Here is a 17,593-nt window from a genome sequence, read left to right on the forward strand (position 1 = left end):
TTCAGCCTTCGTGCATCAGGAAGAGAGTCGAGAGGGGCGGCAGGGTAAGCGACAGGGCCTGCGGCTGCCCGTGGGCAGCCATGTCGCCGGTGTTGGCCCCGCCCTGGTTGCCCTGGCCGGACCCGCCGTAGTGGGACGCGTCGGTGTTCAGCAGTTCAGCCCAGCGGCCGGCCCGAGGAACCCCGATGCGGTAATCGTGCCGGGTGACCGGCGTGAAATTCGACACGGCCAGCACGTGCTGCTGGCCGTCGGTGCGAATGAAGGCGACGACGCTGTTGTCCTGGTCGTCCATGATCGTCCATGCGAACCCCGAGGGGTCCGCGTCTCGCGCGTGGAGGGCCGGGAGGTCGCGATACAGGCGGTTCAGGTCCGCCACGAGACGCTGCATGCCCAGATGGCCCGCGTCGTCCAGCAGGTTCCAGTCCAGCGTGGCGTCGTGGTTCCATTCGGTGGGCTGGGCCAGCTCGCCGCCCATGAACAGCAGCTTCTTGCCGGGATGCGCCCACATGAAGCCGAAGTACGCGCGCAGGTTGGCCAGCCGCGCCTGCTTGTCGCCGGGCATCTTGCCCAGCAACGACCCCTTGCCGTGCACCACCTCGTCGTGCGACAGCGGCAGGATGAAGCGCTCGCTGTACGCGTACACCATGCCGAACGTGATGTCGTGGTGGTGGTAACGGCGATGGATCGGATCCTGCGCCAGATAGTGCAGGGTGTCGTGCATCCAGCCCATGTTCCATTTGTAGTGAAACCCGAGACCGCCTTCGGACACGGGCGCGGTCACGCCCGGCCACGCGGTGGACTCTTCGGCAACCATGATGGCGTCCGGCACCTCGTGGCGCACGGTGTCGTTCAGCTCTTGCAGAAACTGGACGGCCTCAAGGTTCTCGCGGCCGCCATAGCGGTTGGGTATCCATTCACCGGGCCGGCGGCTGTAGTCGCGGTAAAGCATCGACGCCACCGCGTCCACACGCAACCCGTCGACGTGGAACCGGCGTAGCCAGTGCATGGCGCTCGCGATCATGAACGCCTTCACCTCGTTGCGCCCCAGGTTGTAGACCATGGTGTGCCAGTCGGGGTGATAGCCCTCGCGCGGATCCTCGTATTCGTACAGCGAGGTTCCGTCGAAGGTGGCCAGGCCATGCGCGTCGTCGGGAAAGTGCGCGGGCACCCAATCCAGGATGACGCCGATGCCGGCGGCGTGGCAGCGGTCGACAAAGCGGGCGAAGGCCTCGGGCGGCCCGTAGCGCGCCGTGGGCGCGAACATGCCAAGCGGCTGGTAGCCCCACGAGCCGCCGAACGGATGCTCCATGATCGGCATCAATTCCAGATGCGTGAAGCCCATGGCGCGGGCATAGCCCGGCAGCTTGTCCGCCATCTGGTCCCAGGCGCAGGGGCCCGCTTCGACACTGCTCCACGATCCGGCGTGGACCTCGTAGATCGACACGGGCGCGCCGGGAGACTGGCGGGCCCCGCGCGACTGCATCCAGTCGTCGTCGGACCAGGCGTAGGGCGCGGGGTCGTCCACGATCGAGGCCGTGGCCGGCGCCATCTCGCTGCGGCGCGCCATCGGATCGGCCTTCATGAACTGATTGCCGTTGCGGTCGGTGATGGCGAATTTGTAGCGGTCGCCGGGGCGTACGCCGGGAATGAAGATTTCCCACACCCCGGCAGCGTGGCGCAGACGCATGCCGTGGCGGCGCGCATCCCAGCCATTGAAATCGCCCGCCACCGCAACCCGCCGGGCGTTGGGCGCCCAGACTGCGCAGCGCAGGCCGCTGACGCCGTCCACCTCGACCAGGTGCGCGCCCAGGGCCTCGCCGGCCTCACGCCACGCGCCTTGGGCCAGGCGTTGCAGCGTGGCGTCATCCAGCAGGGCGCCGAAGGCATACGGATCGGCGGTGACCTGTTCGGCGGCAGGCCAGCGGATCGCCAGCCGGTAGGAAGCCCCGTCGCCGGCCTGCGCGTACGTCACGCGGCCGACGTACAGGCCCTGCGCCTGTTCCTCCAGGGGCGTGCGATCGCCATCCTGATCCAGGACTGCCACGGCCGAAGCCCCGGGAACGAAGACGCGCACCCAGCCGTCGTGCGGCCCCAGCACCCCGAAAGGGTTGTCGTGCAGCCCGTGGGCCAGCGCGGTCAGCTCCTGCGCGTCGATGTGGCCGTTGGTGGCAGCGGCGGGAGAGGCAAAGCCTGCGGTCATGACGTTTTTCCTTCGGCATCGATGGCGGCCGACAGCAGGACGCCGCGCGCCAGTTCGGTCAGGGCGCACAGGGGAATCGAAATCCAGTCTGGCCGGTGGGCCGCTTCGTAGCTGACCTCGTAGGCGGCTTTCTCCAGTTGTGCCAGGATCAGCAGCGTATCCTCGCGATCCTCCGTGGCGGCAAGGTCGCCGCCGCGCACGCCGGTGTACCCCTGCAGAAACGCGTCCGAGGCCCGCTGGCGGAAACGCGCCAGCAGGGCGTCGCGCTGTTCGGCCGGCGCGACGGGCGGCGCGGGCACGTCGTCCGCTCCCGCATTGGCGTCCAGATGCGCGCCGCCGATCAGGTCCGTCCGCGCAATCGACGCCGCCGCATAGTCAAACGAGCGCAACATGCCGGCCACGTCCTTGTACGGAGAAGCGAGCGATCGCCGCACTTCCAGGCTGCTGATCGGCTCACCTTCGAAATCGATCAGGTATGCGTCGGTCTGCGCGACCAGCACCTGGCCCAGGTGGAAGTCGCCGTGTATGCGCAGCCACGGCGCGCCCACCTCGGCCTGCGCCATCTCGGTGACGCGCTTGGCCAGGCGCTCGTGATGCTCGAAGAACCACTCCGCGCAGGCATGCGACGGCTCTTCAAGCTTGTCCAGCGTCGCGCGCAGGTTCTTTTCGGCGCGGTCCAGCAGCGCGAGCACCTGCTCGGCCCGCTTGTCCGCATCCGTCTGGCTGGCGGCTCGCGACTGGAAGTCCGCATCATCGGTTGGCGCGGCCAGCAGCGTGTGCATCTGGCCCAGCCGTTCTCCGATGGTGCCGGCCATGACGGCGTAGCCTTCCAGGGTTTCCTCGAACTCCTCGGGCGAGCTGCCAACCAGCAGGGCGTTGGCCAGCGTGCGCTTCAGGTAGTCCAGCGTCCAGCTCCAGGCATCGCCCTCATTGGAGACGTAGCCGTGCGCGACCGCCAGCGTGTGCACGACGCCCTCGGCGTCGACGCGTTGCACCTCGCCCAGCAGCGGCGGAATGTTCCCGTAGCCGGCCCGCGTCAGGTAGCGGGTCATCTCGGCTTCAGGCGACAGGCCCGGCTGCACGCTGCGGATCAGCTTCAGGATGACGGCATTGCCGACGATGACCGAGCTGTTGGACTGTTCGCCCGACAGCCAGTGCATGTCGAGGTCGCCGTCGAAATCCATGCCGGCCAGCCCCGCCTCGGGCAGAAAGCGGATCACGCCCGGCTTGTCGCCCGGCTTGCCGCTGCTGCGTCCGTCAAGTTCCGCGCTCGCCTGCATCGCGCGGAGCGTACTGCGCACGAAGCCCGGCTGCAGGAAGGCGTCGGCCAGGACGCCCACTTCGGCGCCGCGGCGCACACGGGCGATGGCGTACTGGATGACGGCGGTCTCGTCCCAGACCAGGACAAAGGGCGCTTGCGCGCGCATGCCCGTCGTGCCGTCCTCCGGCTCGATCTCGGCCCAATAGAATTCCCCCTCGGCCGAGGCGAACGGCGTGGCGTAGGCCAGACGTGCGCGGGCTGGCGCCTCCGACCCCGGATACCAGCGCTGGCGCGCCAGATACTGCGGCAGGATCTCGCGCTCCAGCGTGGCGCGGGACGCGTCGGTCAGCGCCGCGCCGCCCCGGTTCTTGAGCACCAGGGTAATCAGTTCGGGCATCTGGGCGGGCGCCGTCGCGTGCCATCCGGGCGGCGCGGCGTCCTGGCTCAGGTCCATCCAGTAAAAGCCGTAGGGCGGCAGCGTCAGCAGATAGGGCAGTTCGCCGATCGCGGGGAAGGGCGTGCCGCCCAGCATTTCGACGGGCACCCGGCCCGAGAACTCCTGCATGTGCAGCTCGACCGGTTGGGCCGCATTCGACAGGTTCGCCACGCACAGGATCGTGGTGCTTTCGAACTGCCGCAGATAGGCCAGTATTTTGCGGTTGCCGGCGTAGATGAAGCGCAGCGTGCCGCGCCCAAAGGCTCGGCTCTGTCCGCGTTGGGCCAGCATGCGCCGCGTCCAGTTCAGCAGCGAATGCGGGTCGCGCTGCTGCGCCTCGACGTTGACGGCCTCGTAGCCGTACAGCGGGCCCATCAGCACGGGCAATGGCAGCCGCTCGGGATCGGCGCGCGAAAAGCCGCCATTGCGGTCGGGCGACCATTGCATCGGCGTGCGCACCCCATCGCGGTCGCCCAGGTGGACGTTGTCGCCCATGCCCAGTTCGTCGCCGTAGTAAAGAACCGGCGTGCCGGGCATCGACAGCAGCAGGCTGTTCATCAGCTCGACGCGGCGCCGGTCGCGTTCCAGCAGCGGCGCCAGCCGGCGGCGGATGCCGAGGTTGATGCGGGCGCGCGGCTCGGCCGCGTAGACGTTCCACAGGTAGTCGCGCTCGCGGCTCGTCACCATCTCCAGCGTCAGCTCATCATGATTGCGCAGGAAGATGGCCCACTGGCAGGTCGGCGGAATATCGGGCGTCTGGCGGATGATGTCGGTGATCGGAAAGCGGTCTTCCTGCGCGATGGCCATGTACATCCGCGGCATCAGCGGGAAGTGAAAGGACATGTGGCATTCGTCGCCCGCGCCGAAATACTCCTGCGCGTCCTCGGGCCATTGGTTGGCTTCGGCCAGCAGCAGGCGGCCGGGGTACTCGGCCTCGATCACTGCCCGGATCTGCTTGAGCACGTCATGCGTCTCGGGCAGGTTCTCGTTGTTGGTGCCTTCGCGCTCCACCAGGTAGGGCACCGCGTCCAGGCGCAGCCCGTCCACGCCCATGTCCAGCCAATAGCGCATGACGGACAGCACTTCCTTGAGCACTTGCGGATTGTCGTAGTTCAGGTCGGGCTGGTGCGAATAGAAGCGGTGCCAGAAGTAGGCGTTGGCCACTGGATCCCACGTCCAGTTCGACTTTTCGGTATCGCAGAAGATGATGCGCGTACCGGCGTACGCCTTGTCGTTGTCGGACCAGACATAGAAGTTGCGCGCCGCCGATCCGGGCTTGGCCGCACGGGCGCGCTGGAACCACGGGTGCTGGTCCGACGTGTGGTTGACCACCAGTTCGGTGATGATGCGCAGGCCCCGGGCATGCGCGGCCCGGATCAGCTTGCGCACGTCGGCGATGGTGCCGTAGTCCGAGTGCACGCCGCGGTAGTCCGCGATGTCGTAGCCGTCGTCGCGGCGGGGCGACGGATAGAAGGGCAGCAGCCAGATGGTGTTCACGCCCAGGCTGGCGATGTAGTCCAGCTTGGAAATCAGGCCGGGCAGGTCGCCAACGCCGTCGCCGTTCGAGTCGAAGAACGACTTGACGTGAAGCTGGTAAATGACGGCGTCCTTGTACCAGAGGGGATCATCGTGAATGGGTTGGGCTTTACTCATCATGGCGTCGGGCGCGGGCTTCATCCATGCAGCGAAAGCCGCCACACGCGATAGGGTTGGTCGGGGGTCAGCGTCAGGCTGCGGTGCTTCTGATGCCAGGTCTCGCAGGTTTCGGTCAGCAGGTCTTCGGCGGACAGCTGACCGGCGTCCGATTCGCCGAACAGCCAGAATGGCGCCTCGACGCGCGTCTCCTGCGCCTGGAACGGATCCAGGCTGATGACGGCCAGCACCACGTTGCCGTGGCCGGGCGTGGACTTGTAGAAAGCCAGCACCCGGTTGTTGCTGCTGGCGGCCAGCGTCAGGCCGCGATGCGTCTGCAACGCCGGGTTGGCGCGCCGGATCTGGTTCAGCCGTGTGATCTCGGCCCGGATGTTGCCCGGGGCGTGCCAGTCGCGCTGGCGCAATTCGTACTTCTCGGAGTCCAGGTACTCTTCCTTGCCCGGCAGTGGCGCGCCTTCGCAGAGTTCAAACCCGCTGTACACGCCCCACAGTCCCGAGCCCAACGCGGCCAGCGCCGAGCGGATCAGAAAGCCCGGGCGTCCCGAGGTCTGCAGGAAGAACGGGTTGATGTCCGGGGTGTTCACAAAGAAGTGCGGACGGAAGAAGTCGGCCGCCGGCGGCGACGAAATCTCTTGCAGGTAGGCTTCCAGCTCGGCCCGCTCGTTGCGCCACGTGAAGTACGTGTACGACTGCGTGAAGCCGATCTTGGCCAGCCGGTACATCATCTTGGGGCGCGTGAAGGCCTCGGACAGGAAGATCACGTCCGGATGCTGCGCGTGGACTTCGCAGATCAGCCACTGCCAGAACGGCAGGGGCTTGGTGTGGGGATTGTCCACGCGAAAGATGCGCACGCCGTGGTTCACCCAGAACAGCACCACGTCGCGCAGCGCGCGCCACAAGCCCAGCTTGCGGCCGCGGCGGTTCTGGCCGCCGTAGAAGGACACGTTGACGATGTCCTCGTACTTTTTCGGCGGATTCTCGGCGTAGCGCATCGACCCGTCCGGCCTCCACGAGAACCAGTCCGGATGCTGCGTCAGCCACGGATGATCCGGCGAACACTGGATGGCAAAGTCCAGCGCAATCTCCATGCCATGCTGAGCGGCAGCATCCACCAGGTTCAGGAAGTCGGACAGGGTGCCCAGCGCGGGCTCGATGGCGTCGTGGCCGCCGCTCTGCGCCCCGATGGCGTAGGGACTGCCCACGTCGCCGGGCTCGGCGCGCAGGCTGTTGTTGCGGCCTTTGCGGTTGCGCTGGCCGATCGGGTGGATGGGCGGCATGTACAACACGTCAAAGCCCATCTCGCGGATGTCCGGCAGCCGCGCGACCACGTCGTCGAAGGTGCCGTGGCGGCCGGGTTCGGCCGCCTGCGACCGCGGGAAAAGCTCGTACCAGCTGGAATGGACGGCCTGGCTGCGGTCCACCCAGACCGGGTAGGCCGTGGCGGTGACCGCTTCGAACGGGTGGTCGTCAAGCGCGTGCATGGCATGCGCCAACGCCGGGTCCAGCAGCACGTCGACCTGCGCTTGCGTCGGCGGGACGGGATGGGCCAGGTCGGCGTCCGCGAAGGCCGCCAGCGCACGGCGCACGGGCTCGGCGTCCGCGCCGGCGGGCGAGCCGGCGTCGGCGCGCGCCAGGGCGTCGCGCAGCAGTGCGAGGCCTTCGTGGATCTCCAGGCTGATATCGCGGCCCGCCTGGTGCTTGACCTCGATGTCATGGGCAAACGTATGCCAGGCGTCGAACCAGGCGGCCACCACGAATTCATGGGCCCCAATGCGGCGAGGGCGGAATGCGCCTTCCCAGCGGTCGTTCAGGCCGCGCGTCATCGGGACGGTGTGCCAGCGCGCCTCGTCCTTGGCCCGCCAGCGCACCTCGGCGGCGAGTTGGTCGTGCCCGTCCATGAAGATGTCGGCCTGCACGGCGATGCGCGCGTGCGGGATGGTCTTGACCGGATAGAGGCCGCCATCGACGGCAGGGCTGATGTTCTCCAGCGCGACGCGCTGGTTGGCCAGGTCGTCGGCGCGCGTCCGATGATGACGCACGGCGTCGCGGACCGGCTGGGTGGGTTGGAACATCAGCAGCGCGCAGTCGCCCGCGGACAGGGAATCGGCCTGCCTCTGCAAACCGGCCGGTGGAGTAAAGGGGACGAGATCGGCCGGCGGCAACATCGGCGCCAGGGCATCCCAATCCACGCCCGCGTGCTGCGTGGGCGACGGATTGATGGCAAGCGCCAGTGTCGCGCCATCGCCCGCATCGCGCAGCATCACGGTGCAGCTGCCGTCCCGGCCGCCCAGCAGGCACAACGGGCCCTTGAGCCGGGAGCCGTCGAACCAGGCGTTCACGGCTTGCACGTCCGGCAGGCGGTGTTCGTCCTCGTCCGTCAGCATGAGTCCATCGCCCGACACCGCCGCGCTCCAGAGCGCGCTGAGCCCGTATTCAGACGGCCACTGCGCGCCGGATTGCGGCGGCGCCGCAATGACGTCGCCAATGGCGCGCAGGCGCGCGTCCTCTTCCGCCAGCCACGACGACTTGAAGTCCCACCAGGGCAGGGAAGAAAACGCGGCGTCGAACGCCGCGTCCCGCAGGCCCGCCAGGTCGGCGGGCGACAGGCCGGGTGTCCAGGCCAACAGGCGCACATCCGGATTCTGCGCGCGCAACGCGGCCCCCAGTTCCCGCCACGCCTCTGCCGGCAGCCGGTGAGGCGCCTGGAACACGAGGCCCTTGACCCCGCTGCGGGTCCAGTCGAGCAGACGCGCCGTCCACGCCGGCAGAAAGCCGGGCGGCAGGGGGCCTTCAGGCAGGTGCATCACCCCGCGCTCCTGCGGCGTCAGTCGCGGATCGCGCGCGGGTTCTTCATGCAGTGACCGGTACCACCCGGGTTCGGCGGTGGTCGCCACGGCATGGCGCGCACTGCGGTCCAGGATCACGTCGACGAACAGCGACAACCCGTGGGCCGTCAACTGCGCCGCGACCTCGGTGTACCACTGAGTAATTGGCGTGTCCTTGCCGTCCACGCGCGCAGTGTCCGCATCGCGCGCGGCATTCGAGCCCGGTTCTGGCCCGGTCAGCCACGGCGCCGGCACCAGCACGGCATTGAACCCGCGTTGCGCGAGGCGCTCGCACAGGGCCTGACGGTCGGATGAACCCTCCGGCAGGCCAGAGCGGGCGTGATAAAGACGTAGCGGGGCGCGGGACGGCGCGAGGGCGGTGGAACGGGGCACCGGGCTGGCTCCTTAGATGGCGGCTGGCAGTGCGCCGCCCGCTCGCGGCTGGCGGCGGCTGACGGCGGCAACGTCGGCGGGTTGCAGGGCCGAGGCGGGCGCCGCATCGCGATACTCGGGTTCCACCAGCGACCGGTACAGGCTGGCGTATAGGCTGACCGCGGCGCGCCAGCCGAAATCGCTGCTCATCGCGTTGCGCTGCATCAGCCGCCAGAGAATGCCGTGGCCGCGCAGGTCGATGGCGCGATCGATCGCGGCGCTCATGGCCTGCGGCGTGTCGCCTTCAAAAAGCACGCCGGTGGCCGATGCCATGGCCGACAGCGGGGCGCGCGGACCGGGATCCTGGATCGTATCGGCCATGCCGCCGACCCGCGAGCCGATCGGCAGGGTGCCGTAGCGCATCGCATAGAGCGGGGTCAGGCCGAACGGCTCGAAGCGGCTGGCATGCAGCAGGATGTCGGAGCCGGCGTGCAGACGGTGGGCGATGCCCTCGTCGTAGCCGATATGCGTGGCGCAGCGTCCCGGATAGCGGCGCGCGATGTCCTGCAAGGCTTCTTCCAGCCGGTGATCGCCTTGACCCAGGATGGCGATCTGCAGATTGGGGTGACGGTCCAGCGCTTCGGGAAGCGCGTGCACCGCGACGTCCGCCATCTTCTGTTCGGTCAGGCGGTTGCCCATCCCCATCACCGTCGCGCCCAGATCCGGGCGCAAGCCGAACTCGCGTTGCAATGCCGCCTTGCAATGAATCTTGTTGGTCAGGTCTCGGACCGAATAGCGGTGGCTGCGCAGGTACGGATCGTGGGCAGGGTTCCACAGCACGTCGTCGATGCCGTTCGGGATCGGCAGCAGGTCGTCCGCACGGCTGCGCAGCAGCGCTTCCAGGCCGCACCCGAACTGCGGCGTCATGATTTCGCGGGCGTAGGTGTGGCTGACCGTGGTGACGCGGTCCGCGTAGCGGATGCCGGCCTTCAGGAAGTTGAGCTGCCCCCAGGCCTGGGCGCCGTCGTCGGTGCGGGCCCATTCGGGCACGCCAAACTCGTCGGCGCATGCCATCGGGAACAGCCCCTGGAATGCCAGGTTGTGAATGGTCATCACGCTTTTCACGTCGGCGAGGTCGGCCGCGCGCAGCAGCAGCGGCACCAGGCCGGCATGCCAGTCGTGCGCGTGCACCAGCGTGGGGCGTGCAACGCCCGGCAAGCCCGCCGCCACGCGCACGGCGGCGTGCGCAAGCGCTGCATAGCGCAAGCCGTTGTCGGGGTGCTCGCGCCCGTTCTCGTCGGCGTAGAGGCCGCCACGGTCGTACAGGGCATCGTTCTCAAGCACCAGATAGTCGATGCCGGATTGGGGGCATTTGCCTTCCAGCAGGACGGCCGGACCGCCAGGCAGATCATCAAGCGTGGCCCCTTCGCGCACGCGGTTCAGCTTGGCGCGCACGCCCCGATAGGCAGGCAGCAGCACGCTCAGAGGCATTCGCGCCTCCATCAACGCGCGGGCCATGCCGGTAATGGCATCTCCCAGTCCGCCCGTTTTGGCCAGCGGAAAAGCTTCTCCCGCCACAATCAGGGTTCTTGTCTTCGCCATGCTTGCTCCAGTTGATAGGCCGAGGCTTCCCCTTACGCAAGCCGTGTGCCCAAAACCGCTGGCGCCAGAAAAATTGCGCAATGCAGCACAAATGCGGGTCATCCAAACGATGGAGCGACGACGCAGGCCTGGCGCCCGCCACGGCCGGTTTGTAATTTTTATCTGCGCCCCTGCGCCCAAATTCCAATCGGGGGCAGGAACGGCGGTTGCTGCATGGAGACGCTTTCAACGACGACCGCATGGAGAAACGTATGGAAACAGTGTCGGACTTCGTGTTGAAGCGGCTGTCGCAGTGGGGCGTGCGCACGGTGTACGGGTATCCCGGCGACGGCATCAACGGGCTCATCGGCGCCTTTGGCCGCACGCAGGAGCCGCTGGAATTCGTACAGGCCCGCCACGAAGAAAGCGCCGCTTTCATGGCGTGCGCCCATGCCAAATTCACGGGGCAGGTCGGGGTATGCCTGGCGACCTCGGGGCCCGGCGCCATCCATCTGCTCAACGGTCTGTATGACGCCAAGCTGGATCATCAGCCGGTCGTGGCGCTGGTGGGCCAACAGGCCCGCAGCGCGCTGGGCGGCGACTACCAGCAGGAAGTGGACCTGATCAGCCTGTTCAAGGACGTCGCGCACGATTACGTGCAGATGGCGACGACGGCCGAGCAAGCGCGCCATATGGTGGACCGCGCCATGCGCATTGCCCTGGAGCGCCGCAGCGTGACCTGCGTCATCTTTCCCAACGACGTGCAGGATTTGCCGGCCGTGCCGGCGCCGCCCCGCGAGCATGGCACGGTGCACACAGGCATCGGCGTGACCTCCCACGCCGCCGTGCCCGGCCCGGACGCGCTGCGCAACGCCGCCGACATCCTGAATCGCGGCGAGAAGGTGGCAATCCTGGTGGGCGCGGGCGCGCTGCAGGCGGGCGAACAGGTCGGCCAGGTCGCCGAGCTGCTGGGCGCGGGCGTGGCCAAGGCGCTGCTGGGCAAGGCGGTGCTGCCGGACAGCCTGCCTTACGTGACGGGCGCCATCGGACTGCTCGGCACGCAGCCAAGCTGGGACATGATGAACGAGTGCGACACGCTGCTGATGGTGGGCACCTCGTTCCCGTATGCGGAATTCCTGCCGCAGGAAGGCCAGGCGCGCGCCGTGCAGATCGACCGCGACGGCCGCAAGCTCAGCCTGCGCTATCCCGTGGAGATCGGGCTGGTGGGCGACAGCCGATTGACGCTGGAAGCGCTGATACCGCTGCTGGAACCCAAGAAAACGCGGCGCTGGCGCGAGCGTATCGAGAAGCAGGTTTCCGCCTGGCGCGAAACGGTGCATGCCCGTGCGATGGTCGATGCCAAGCCGATCAATCCTCAGCGCCCGTTCCTGGAGTTGTCCAAGCGGTTGCCTGCGCGGACCATCCTGACCTGCGACTCGGGCTCGGCCGCCAACTGGTATGCGCGCAACGTCGACATTCAGGCCGGCATGATGGGTTCGGTGTCGGGCGGGCTGGCCACGATGGGTTGCGGCGTGCCCTATGCGGTGGCGGCAAAGCTTGCCTACCCGGATCGCCCTGTCATCGCCTTGGTAGGCGACGGCGCGATGCAGATGCTGGGCATCAACGAGCTCATCACCATTGCCCACCGGTGGCAGGACTGGAGCAATCCCACTCTGATCGTCATGGTGCTGAACAACGGCGATTTGAACCTGGTGACGTGGGAACAGCGAGTGATGGGCGGGGACCCGCGTTTTCCGGACTCGCAGTGGTTGCCGAAGTTTTCTTACGCGGAATACGGCCGGATGCTGGGCCTGGAGGGCATCCGGGTGGACAGTCCCGACGACGTCGGACCGGCGTGGGACCGCGCCTTGGCGGCGGGACGTCCTGTCGTGCTGGAGATGGTGACCGATCCCGAGATGCCGCCGTTGCCGCCCCACATCCCGGCCAAGCAGATCGGCGCGTATTTCAAGGCGCTGCGCCAGGAAGACGCCGCCACGGGCGGCGCGGCGCTGCGCGCGACGATCAAGCAATGGTGGGCAAGTTGACAGCCGATTGCATCAGTCTTTTCATTTCAGGAGCACATCATGGCAAACACCGAGGGGACGCGTTCCCCACCGCCCGGACAGGGCGGGCAGAAGACCCCGGACCAGGCGCCAGCCGAACAACCTCAGCCCGACGCGCCCGGCGCGGGCAAGGATGAGAAGGGGCGTTGGCCTCCGGACAGCATTCCCAATCCCATGCCGGGCGTAGACCCCCAGCAGACGCCGGGTATCGACCGGCTGTGACCGGTCTCGCACGGCTTGCGGCTTGCGGGCCGCGCCTCGCGTGCGCCGTGCCGCGGGGGGAGCGATCCGCACTTTTCAAAGGAGTACACATGAACAAACGAGATAGGCTGCGCGACATGTTCCACACCTCGGACTCGTCTTCGCGGACGATGCGCGACTTGATATCAGGCACCGAGGATTTGCTGCGAAGCACCGCCAGCTACAGCGGGTCGGAGATCGAATCCGCCCGTGACAAGCTCAAGCACCAGCTGGATGCCGCACGCGATCAGGCCCGCGGATGGGAGCGCGCGGCCTGGGACCGGGCGCGCGTGGTGTCGCACGCCACGGACGAATACGTGCATGAGAACGCCTGGAAGAGCATCGCAGGCGCCGTGCTGCTGGGCGTGCTGGCCGGCATCTGCATGATGTCGGACCGCGGCAACCGGCGCTGACGCCAACCCGCGCCGTCCGACCCGCGCGCCGGCCGGGGCCGATCCTGTACACGCAGGGCCGGCCCCGGCATTTTTGTGGGGCCGCATGTAAGAACTGCCATCCTGCCCGGGCCGGGCCTGCGCAAGGCCGGGGCACCGGCCGCATCGTGGTGTGGCACAGGGCTTGCTTTGAAGGTGACCTGCATGCCGAACCGTTCGCCATGCAAGACGCTTCACTGAAGGAGACTCACCATGAACCATCCGTTGACAGGCGCCGGCCAGGCGCAAAGCGAAACCAAGATCGTGGGCGGTCCGAAAAACGATCCCAGCGGCCCCGGTCCGCAGATCATGGCGGCCAGCACACTTGAAGGGAACGACGTCTACAACCCGGCCGGCGAATCGCTGGGCAGCATCCAGGAAATCATGCTGGACGTGCCGCACGGGCGCGTGGCGTATGCCGTCCTTTCGCGTGGCGGCATTCTCGGCATTGGCGACAAGCTGTACGCCATTCCGTGGAGCGCGCTGACGCTGGATACCGACCGCAAGTGCTTCGTGCTGAACGTGGACAAGGAGGTGCTCAAGAACGCCGACGGGTTCGACAAGGACAATTGGCCCAGCATGGCGGACGAAACCTGGGCCAGAGGCATTCATCAGTATTACAACCAGCCCCCGTATTGGTAAGCCGTCGTCCCAGAGGAAACCATGCTCCGGGAAGGCAGACTGATTGCGGTTTCTCCCTGCTTTAACGACGCCGTCTGCGGCTGCGCAGGCCTGTTGGCGGCGCGTGCGGACAGCACCGTGCTCACGGTGTATTCGGGCCTGCCGCTGCCCGCTGGTTGCGCCAACGGCAAGGATAGCGCCGACCGTCTTGCAAGCGTCCGCGACGCCGTCCTTGCCCGCCAGGCCAGCAGCGCGCGGGCGCTGTCGCTGCTGGGCGTGCGCGGCGTGCAGATGGATATGGTGGAAGATCCGCACCCGGACAGCGGCAGGGCCGGGCGGTTGACGGGCGCCCTGGCATCGGCGCTGTCCGCGCTGCGGCCGCGGGTGATCCTGATGCCGCTGGGGCTTTGCGGGCCGGCGCAGCTGCAAGTGTCGGATGCATGCCTGACCGCGCGCGCGCTGTTTCTGCGCGTGGAGTGGATCGCCTATGAAGAGGTCGCGGACGCCGAGCCGGGCGCGGTCCAGGAGCGGCTGGCCAGTCTGCTGCGCCATCGGATCCTGGCCTCGCCGTTCGACGCCGGCGCCGAGGGCGACGTCACGCGTGGTCGTCAGCGCGCCCTGGTCGCGCGCAACAGCCTGGCGGCAGACGTGCAGGCGGGGCAGCTTGGCGCTTTGCCATCCCGTCCCGAACGCTACTGGCGCCTGTCCTGGCGGCGTGAGCTCGTTTGACCAGCATCGAGACGGCGAGGCCAGGCGCCGTCTCATCCTTTTCGAGCATTGATGAATGATTGCGCATCCCGGACGATGCTCTAGGTTGCGCAGGCCGCCGCGCCTCGCTATGGTGCAAGGGGTGTGGCGCCGGCGGCGCCGGTGATTTGTACAACTTCGGAAACCAAGATGAGTTCGAACGCAGCCGACGCGCGTGGCCGGTCAGGCTGGGGCACAGCCCTGGCGATACTGCTTCTGATCGGAGCCGTCCTTGCGGTGCTGGCGCTGGCCGCCACCCGCGTGGTCGAACAGCGCATCGCCAGCATTCTGGGCCCCCGCAGCCAGGTCGGCAACGTGCAGGTCGGCCTGCGGCAGGTAGTGCTGACCGACGTCACCGTACCCGGCGCATCTGGCCAGCCCGGCGCGCGCGCCCAGCGCGTTGAACTTGAACCGGAGTGGACCGCCTTTCTGCGCCGCGAAGCCGTGTTCAAGCGCATCATCATTGACGGGTTCGATTTCGCCGTGGTGCGCAGTCCGGACGGCGACATGCAGATCTCTCCCGCGCTGCAGGCGGCGCTGCGGGCGGGCGTGGGGGATGGCAAGACGCGGCGCAACGGGCCGATCCGCGTCGCCGAGCTGATCCTGCGCGATGGCCGGCTGGAATACCTGGACGGGGCTGTCTCAAAGCCGCCGCATCGCATTCCCTTCAAGGACGTGCAGGCGCGGCTGCAGCCGGTGGTCATTCCTGGCGATGGCACGTCCAGCGACATGGAATTTACCGGCAAGGTCGAGGACAACCGCAATGGCGAGTCGACGGTGCGCGCGCGGGGCAAAGTGGTGATCGGCGGCACGGACGCCGACATCACGGTCGCGGCGCGCAACATGGACGTGCGCCATGCCGCGCCTTATCTGGCCGAGAACGGCGCCGGCTCGCTGTCGGGCGGTTCGATGGACCTGGACATGAAGACGTCGATTGCCCGCCATGAGCTGAAGGCCTCGGGTGCCGTGGCCTTGCACAACCTGAAGTTCAGCGGCGACGGCAGCCTGTTCTCGTTGCCGCGCAAGGCAGTGCTGGCGGCCATGAAGGACAAGAGCGGCACGGTCCGGTTCGACTTCGCGTTGGCGGGGAGCCTGGATAATCCGAAGTTCTCGGTCACGCGCGGCTTTGCGGCGCAGGTGGCGCAAGGCTTCGGACACGCCATTGGGGTGGGCGCCGAAGGCGCCGCGGAAGGGGTCGCGGGCGCCGTCAAGGAATTGGGCAACGCGTTGTCGGACCTGCTCAGCCCCGCCAAGCCCTGAGCCGTCGCCGGGTAGCCGCCTAAGGCAGCGGGCGCGGCCGGCCGACCCGCGCGCCCATGACCATTTCGGTCACCCAATTCACCAGGATCGACGTATAGGCCTGCTGCGAGGCCTTGTCGCTGAGGGCGTGATCCGCGCCATCCAGGATGCGGTGCGTCATCGAATGGGACCGCCGGAAGGCCGAACGGTAGTTCATGATCGTCGAGTGCGGAATGTACACGTCGTGCTCGGCTTCCACGATCAGCACGTCGCCGGTGAAGGTGGCGCAAGAGGCCAGCGCGCGGTTGCTTTCGGGCTCGATATGGGTGTTGCGATACGCCCGCAGGGTTTCCCGGTTGAGCTGGTTCTTGGGCAGCATCCATTCGTCGTCGCGGTACAGCGCGGGCACGTGCAGGGCCAGCCAGCGCACGCGGCGCAGTCCGCTCAGAATGGCGGCCAGGTAGCCGCCGTAGCTGCTGCCCACTACCGCGACCGAGCCGCTGTCCAGCGACGGGTGCGCCGCAAGCCGGTCGTAGGCCGCCATGACGTCGCGCAGGTTGTCGTCGCGCGACACCTGCATCTGCTGCGCCTGCGTGGCGGCATGGCCGCGCAGGTCGAACGTCAGGCACACGCATCCCAGCGCGGCGATGCCCTTGGCGCGGGCCAGGTCGAACTTCTGGTCGCCGCCCCAGCCGTGAATGAACAGCACGCCCGGCACCTTGCTCTCGGGCGTCAGAAACGTGCCGGCCAGCTGCTGGTCCGCCACGTCGATTTCGATTGGGTCGCTAAAGGCGGCCATCGTCGTCCTCCAGAATGCCCCCGGATTTGGTGATCATACCCACGGCGGAGTCTTCGCCCCGGTACACGTATTGTTCTGACGTCGGCGGCGGTTCGTCCGCGCCATAGCGCTCGCGCGTGAAGGCGGACACGGATTTAAGCGATGGCGACAGCATGAACGCCTGCAGCGCGGACAGTTCCGCAATGCTGGCGCCGCCCGCCCGCCACGATTGCTCCAGCACGCCGGCGCGGGGTTCGCCTTGGGCGTTGCGGCCCACGCCCACGTCGTAGTTGCGCCGGGACGCGAAGAAATCAGGATAGGCGGTGGAGACCGCCGTGTCATAGCGGCAGCTCAAGTCCACCGCCTGCCGTTCTTCGCCGGTCAGGTTAAGCGCCCGCAACTCGTCGAAGCCCCCACGGGCGACGGTGAGATTGGAGCCGCCGTACACCGGCACGCCGTTGTTGTCGGGCGTCAGGCACTGCGTGCCCACATACGACGCTTCCAGCTTGCCCACGCGCACCCAGCCCACGCTGTAGGTCTCGATCTGCGCCAGGTCTTCCTCCAGCACGAGGCCCAGGCGGCGCACGGATGCAGCGTCCTGTTCGCTCAGCGCGGCCCGCAATTCCTGCGCGTTGCGAACGACGATCTGCCCGCGGCCCGCAGTGGCGTCGGCTGGCTTGACGCGGAATGCGCCTTCCTGCAGCAGCCGTTCCCCGGCCCGGTAGGCGTCCTCCAGCGTGAAGGCGGTGAAGCCGCGAAGCACGACCTCCTCGAGCGCGCCGGCCAATGATCGCGCCCACCCCTGCGGCACCCGCGCCTGGGCGTCGACGACGCCATGGGTGATGGATTTGGTGGCGACGAAGGCATGCGGCGTCACGCCGCCGAACAGGTCGGCCGCGCGCGTGATGCCCAACTTTGCCGCGCGGGCCAGGCTGGTGATGCTGCGATCCGGCACGTAGTAGGGCGGTGGTTCGCCGCGATTGCGGGTCGGCCGGAAGTCCGGGGCGAACCGCCGTCCCAGCAAGGCGGCAACGCGCAACGCCAGCGCCTCCTGCGAGGCGATATCGTGTTCGGACGCAGCGGCGCGCCGCGGATAGGCGGCGACGGTTCCTGCGGAGTCGGGTCGGGGTCTACTCATGGCGGTCC

General features: G+C 67.8%; 12 protein-coding genes. 6 read left to right on the plus strand and 6 right to left on the minus strand.

Going from position 1 to position 17,593, the window contains the following annotated elements; translation table 11 throughout:
* Nucleotide 1: 1 nt before the first annotated feature.
* The 4 genes from glgB to glgA are packed head-to-tail and all read right to left on the minus strand — an operon-like array spanning nt 2 to nt 10,349.
* Nucleotides 2-2,200, minus strand: a complete 2,199-nt coding sequence (gene glgB, locus V6V88_RS13495) for a 1,4-alpha-glucan branching protein GlgB (protein ID WP_338619496.1) — start codon at nt 2,198-2,200, stop codon at nt 2-4.
* Entirely contained in the window at nt 2,197-5,553 is a 3,357-nt protein-coding gene (gene treS, locus V6V88_RS13500) for a maltose alpha-D-glucosyltransferase (RefSeq protein ID WP_338619606.1), read from the minus strand. Before treS ends, glgB begins: the two co-directional genes overlap by 4 nt.
* A 17-nt stretch (nt 5,554-5,570) precedes the next feature.
* A complete protein-coding gene (locus V6V88_RS13505) occupies nt 5,571-8,768 on the minus strand; it encodes an alpha-1,4-glucan--maltose-1-phosphate maltosyltransferase (RefSeq protein WP_338619497.1) in 3,198 nt (1,065 codons plus the stop codon).
* A 12-nt stretch (nt 8,769-8,780) separates the two neighbouring features.
* Nucleotides 8,781-10,349 carry a glycogen synthase GlgA gene (gene glgA / locus V6V88_RS13510; RefSeq protein WP_338619498.1) on the minus strand — a complete coding sequence of 523 codons (1,569 nt, stop codon included), beginning with the start codon at nt 10,347-10,349 and terminating at the stop codon, nt 8,781-8,783.
* 251 nt (nt 10,350-10,600) lie between these two features.
* Between glgA and V6V88_RS13515 the strand changes: the two genes are divergently transcribed.
* The 6 genes from V6V88_RS13515 (at nt 10,601) to V6V88_RS13540 (ending at nt 15,690) form a co-directional block, all read left to right on the plus strand.
* The gene (locus tag V6V88_RS13515) at nt 10,601-12,373 is read left to right on the plus strand and encodes a thiamine pyrophosphate-requiring protein (RefSeq protein ID WP_338619499.1); all 1,773 of its coding nucleotides are present in this window, start codon (nt 10,601-10,603) and stop codon (nt 12,371-12,373) included.
* A gap of 39 nt (nt 12,374-12,412) precedes the next feature.
* Nucleotides 12,413-12,613 carry a hypothetical protein gene (locus V6V88_RS13520; protein WP_280018288.1) on the plus strand — a complete coding sequence of 67 codons (201 nt, stop codon included), beginning with the start codon at nt 12,413-12,415 and terminating at the stop codon, nt 12,611-12,613.
* An 89-nt stretch (nt 12,614-12,702) separates the two neighbouring features.
* Complete coding sequence (locus tag V6V88_RS13525; RefSeq protein ID WP_056317742.1) at nt 12,703-13,044, plus strand: DUF883 family protein; 342 nt, start codon at nt 12,703-12,705, stop codon at nt 13,042-13,044.
* A gap of 231 nt (nt 13,045-13,275) precedes the next feature.
* Complete coding sequence (locus V6V88_RS13530) at nt 13,276-13,704, plus strand: PRC-barrel domain-containing protein (RefSeq protein ID WP_056317745.1); 429 nt, start codon at nt 13,276-13,278, stop codon at nt 13,702-13,704.
* 21 nt (nt 13,705-13,725) lie between these two features.
* Nucleotides 13,726-14,412, plus strand: coding sequence for a PIG-L family deacetylase (locus V6V88_RS13535; RefSeq protein ID WP_338619501.1), 687 nt, complete (start codon nt 13,726-13,728; stop codon nt 14,410-14,412).
* 168 nt (nt 14,413-14,580) lie between these two features.
* The gene (locus V6V88_RS13540; RefSeq protein WP_338619503.1) at nt 14,581-15,690 is read left to right on the plus strand and encodes a DUF748 domain-containing protein; all 1,110 of its coding nucleotides are present in this window, start codon (nt 14,581-14,583) and stop codon (nt 15,688-15,690) included.
* Nucleotides 15,691-15,709: 19 nt separating this feature from the next.
* Here the strand turns inward: V6V88_RS13540 and V6V88_RS13545 are convergent, their stop codons facing one another.
* Nucleotides 15,710-16,468 (minus strand): alpha/beta fold hydrolase, encoded by a 759-nt coding sequence (locus V6V88_RS13545; RefSeq protein ID WP_056317755.1) that lies wholly within the window; start codon nt 16,466-16,468, stop codon nt 15,710-15,712.
* Nucleotides 16,455-17,585 carry a DUF3182 family protein gene (locus V6V88_RS13550; RefSeq protein ID WP_338619504.1) on the minus strand — a complete coding sequence of 377 codons (1,131 nt, stop codon included), beginning with the start codon at nt 17,583-17,585 and terminating at the stop codon, nt 16,455-16,457. The genes V6V88_RS13545 and V6V88_RS13550 overlap by 14 nt, the downstream gene beginning before the upstream one ends.
* Between the last annotated feature and the right edge of the window lie 8 nt (nt 17,586-17,593).

This window comes from Achromobacter sp. E1, assembly GCF_037039475.1.
Taxonomy (GTDB): Bacteria; Pseudomonadota; Gammaproteobacteria; order Burkholderiales; family Burkholderiaceae_B; genus Achromobacter; species Achromobacter mucicolens.

What these genes read in the sequence shown, in the direction of transcription:
- V6V88_RS13515 (WP_338619499.1), top strand. Translation starts at nt 10,601, where the DNA reads ATGGAAACAGTGTCGGACTTCGTGTTGAAGCGGCTGTCGCAGTGGGGC.
- V6V88_RS13535 (WP_338619501.1), top strand. Translation starts at nt 13,726, where the DNA reads ATGCTCCGGGAAGGCAGACTGATTGCGGTTTCTCCCTGCTTTAACGAC.
- V6V88_RS13525 (WP_056317742.1), top strand. Translation starts at nt 12,703, where the DNA reads ATGAACAAACGAGATAGGCTGCGCGACATGTTCCACACCTCGGACTCG.
- glgB (WP_338619496.1), bottom strand. Translation starts at nt 2,200, where the DNA reads ATGACCGCAGGCTTTGCCTCTCCCGCCGCTGCCACCAACGGCCACATC.
- V6V88_RS13540 (WP_338619503.1), top strand. Translation starts at nt 14,581, where the DNA reads ATGAGTTCGAACGCAGCCGACGCGCGTGGCCGGTCAGGCTGGGGCACA.
- V6V88_RS13520 (WP_280018288.1), top strand. Translation starts at nt 12,413, where the DNA reads ATGGCAAACACCGAGGGGACGCGTTCCCCACCGCCCGGACAGGGCGGG.
- V6V88_RS13545 (WP_056317755.1), bottom strand. Translation starts at nt 16,468, where the DNA reads ATGGCCGCCTTTAGCGACCCAATCGAAATCGACGTGGCGGACCAGCAG.
- V6V88_RS13550 (WP_338619504.1), bottom strand. Translation starts at nt 17,585, where the DNA reads ATGAGTAGACCCCGACCCGACTCCGCAGGAACCGTCGCCGCCTATCCG.
- treS (WP_338619606.1), bottom strand. Translation starts at nt 5,553, where the DNA reads ATGATGAGTAAAGCCCAACCCATTCACGATGATCCCCTCTGGTACAAG.
- V6V88_RS13530 (WP_056317745.1), top strand. Translation starts at nt 13,276, where the DNA reads ATGAACCATCCGTTGACAGGCGCCGGCCAGGCGCAAAGCGAAACCAAG.
- glgA (WP_338619498.1), bottom strand. Translation starts at nt 10,349, where the DNA reads ATGGCGAAGACAAGAACCCTGATTGTGGCGGGAGAAGCTTTTCCGCTG.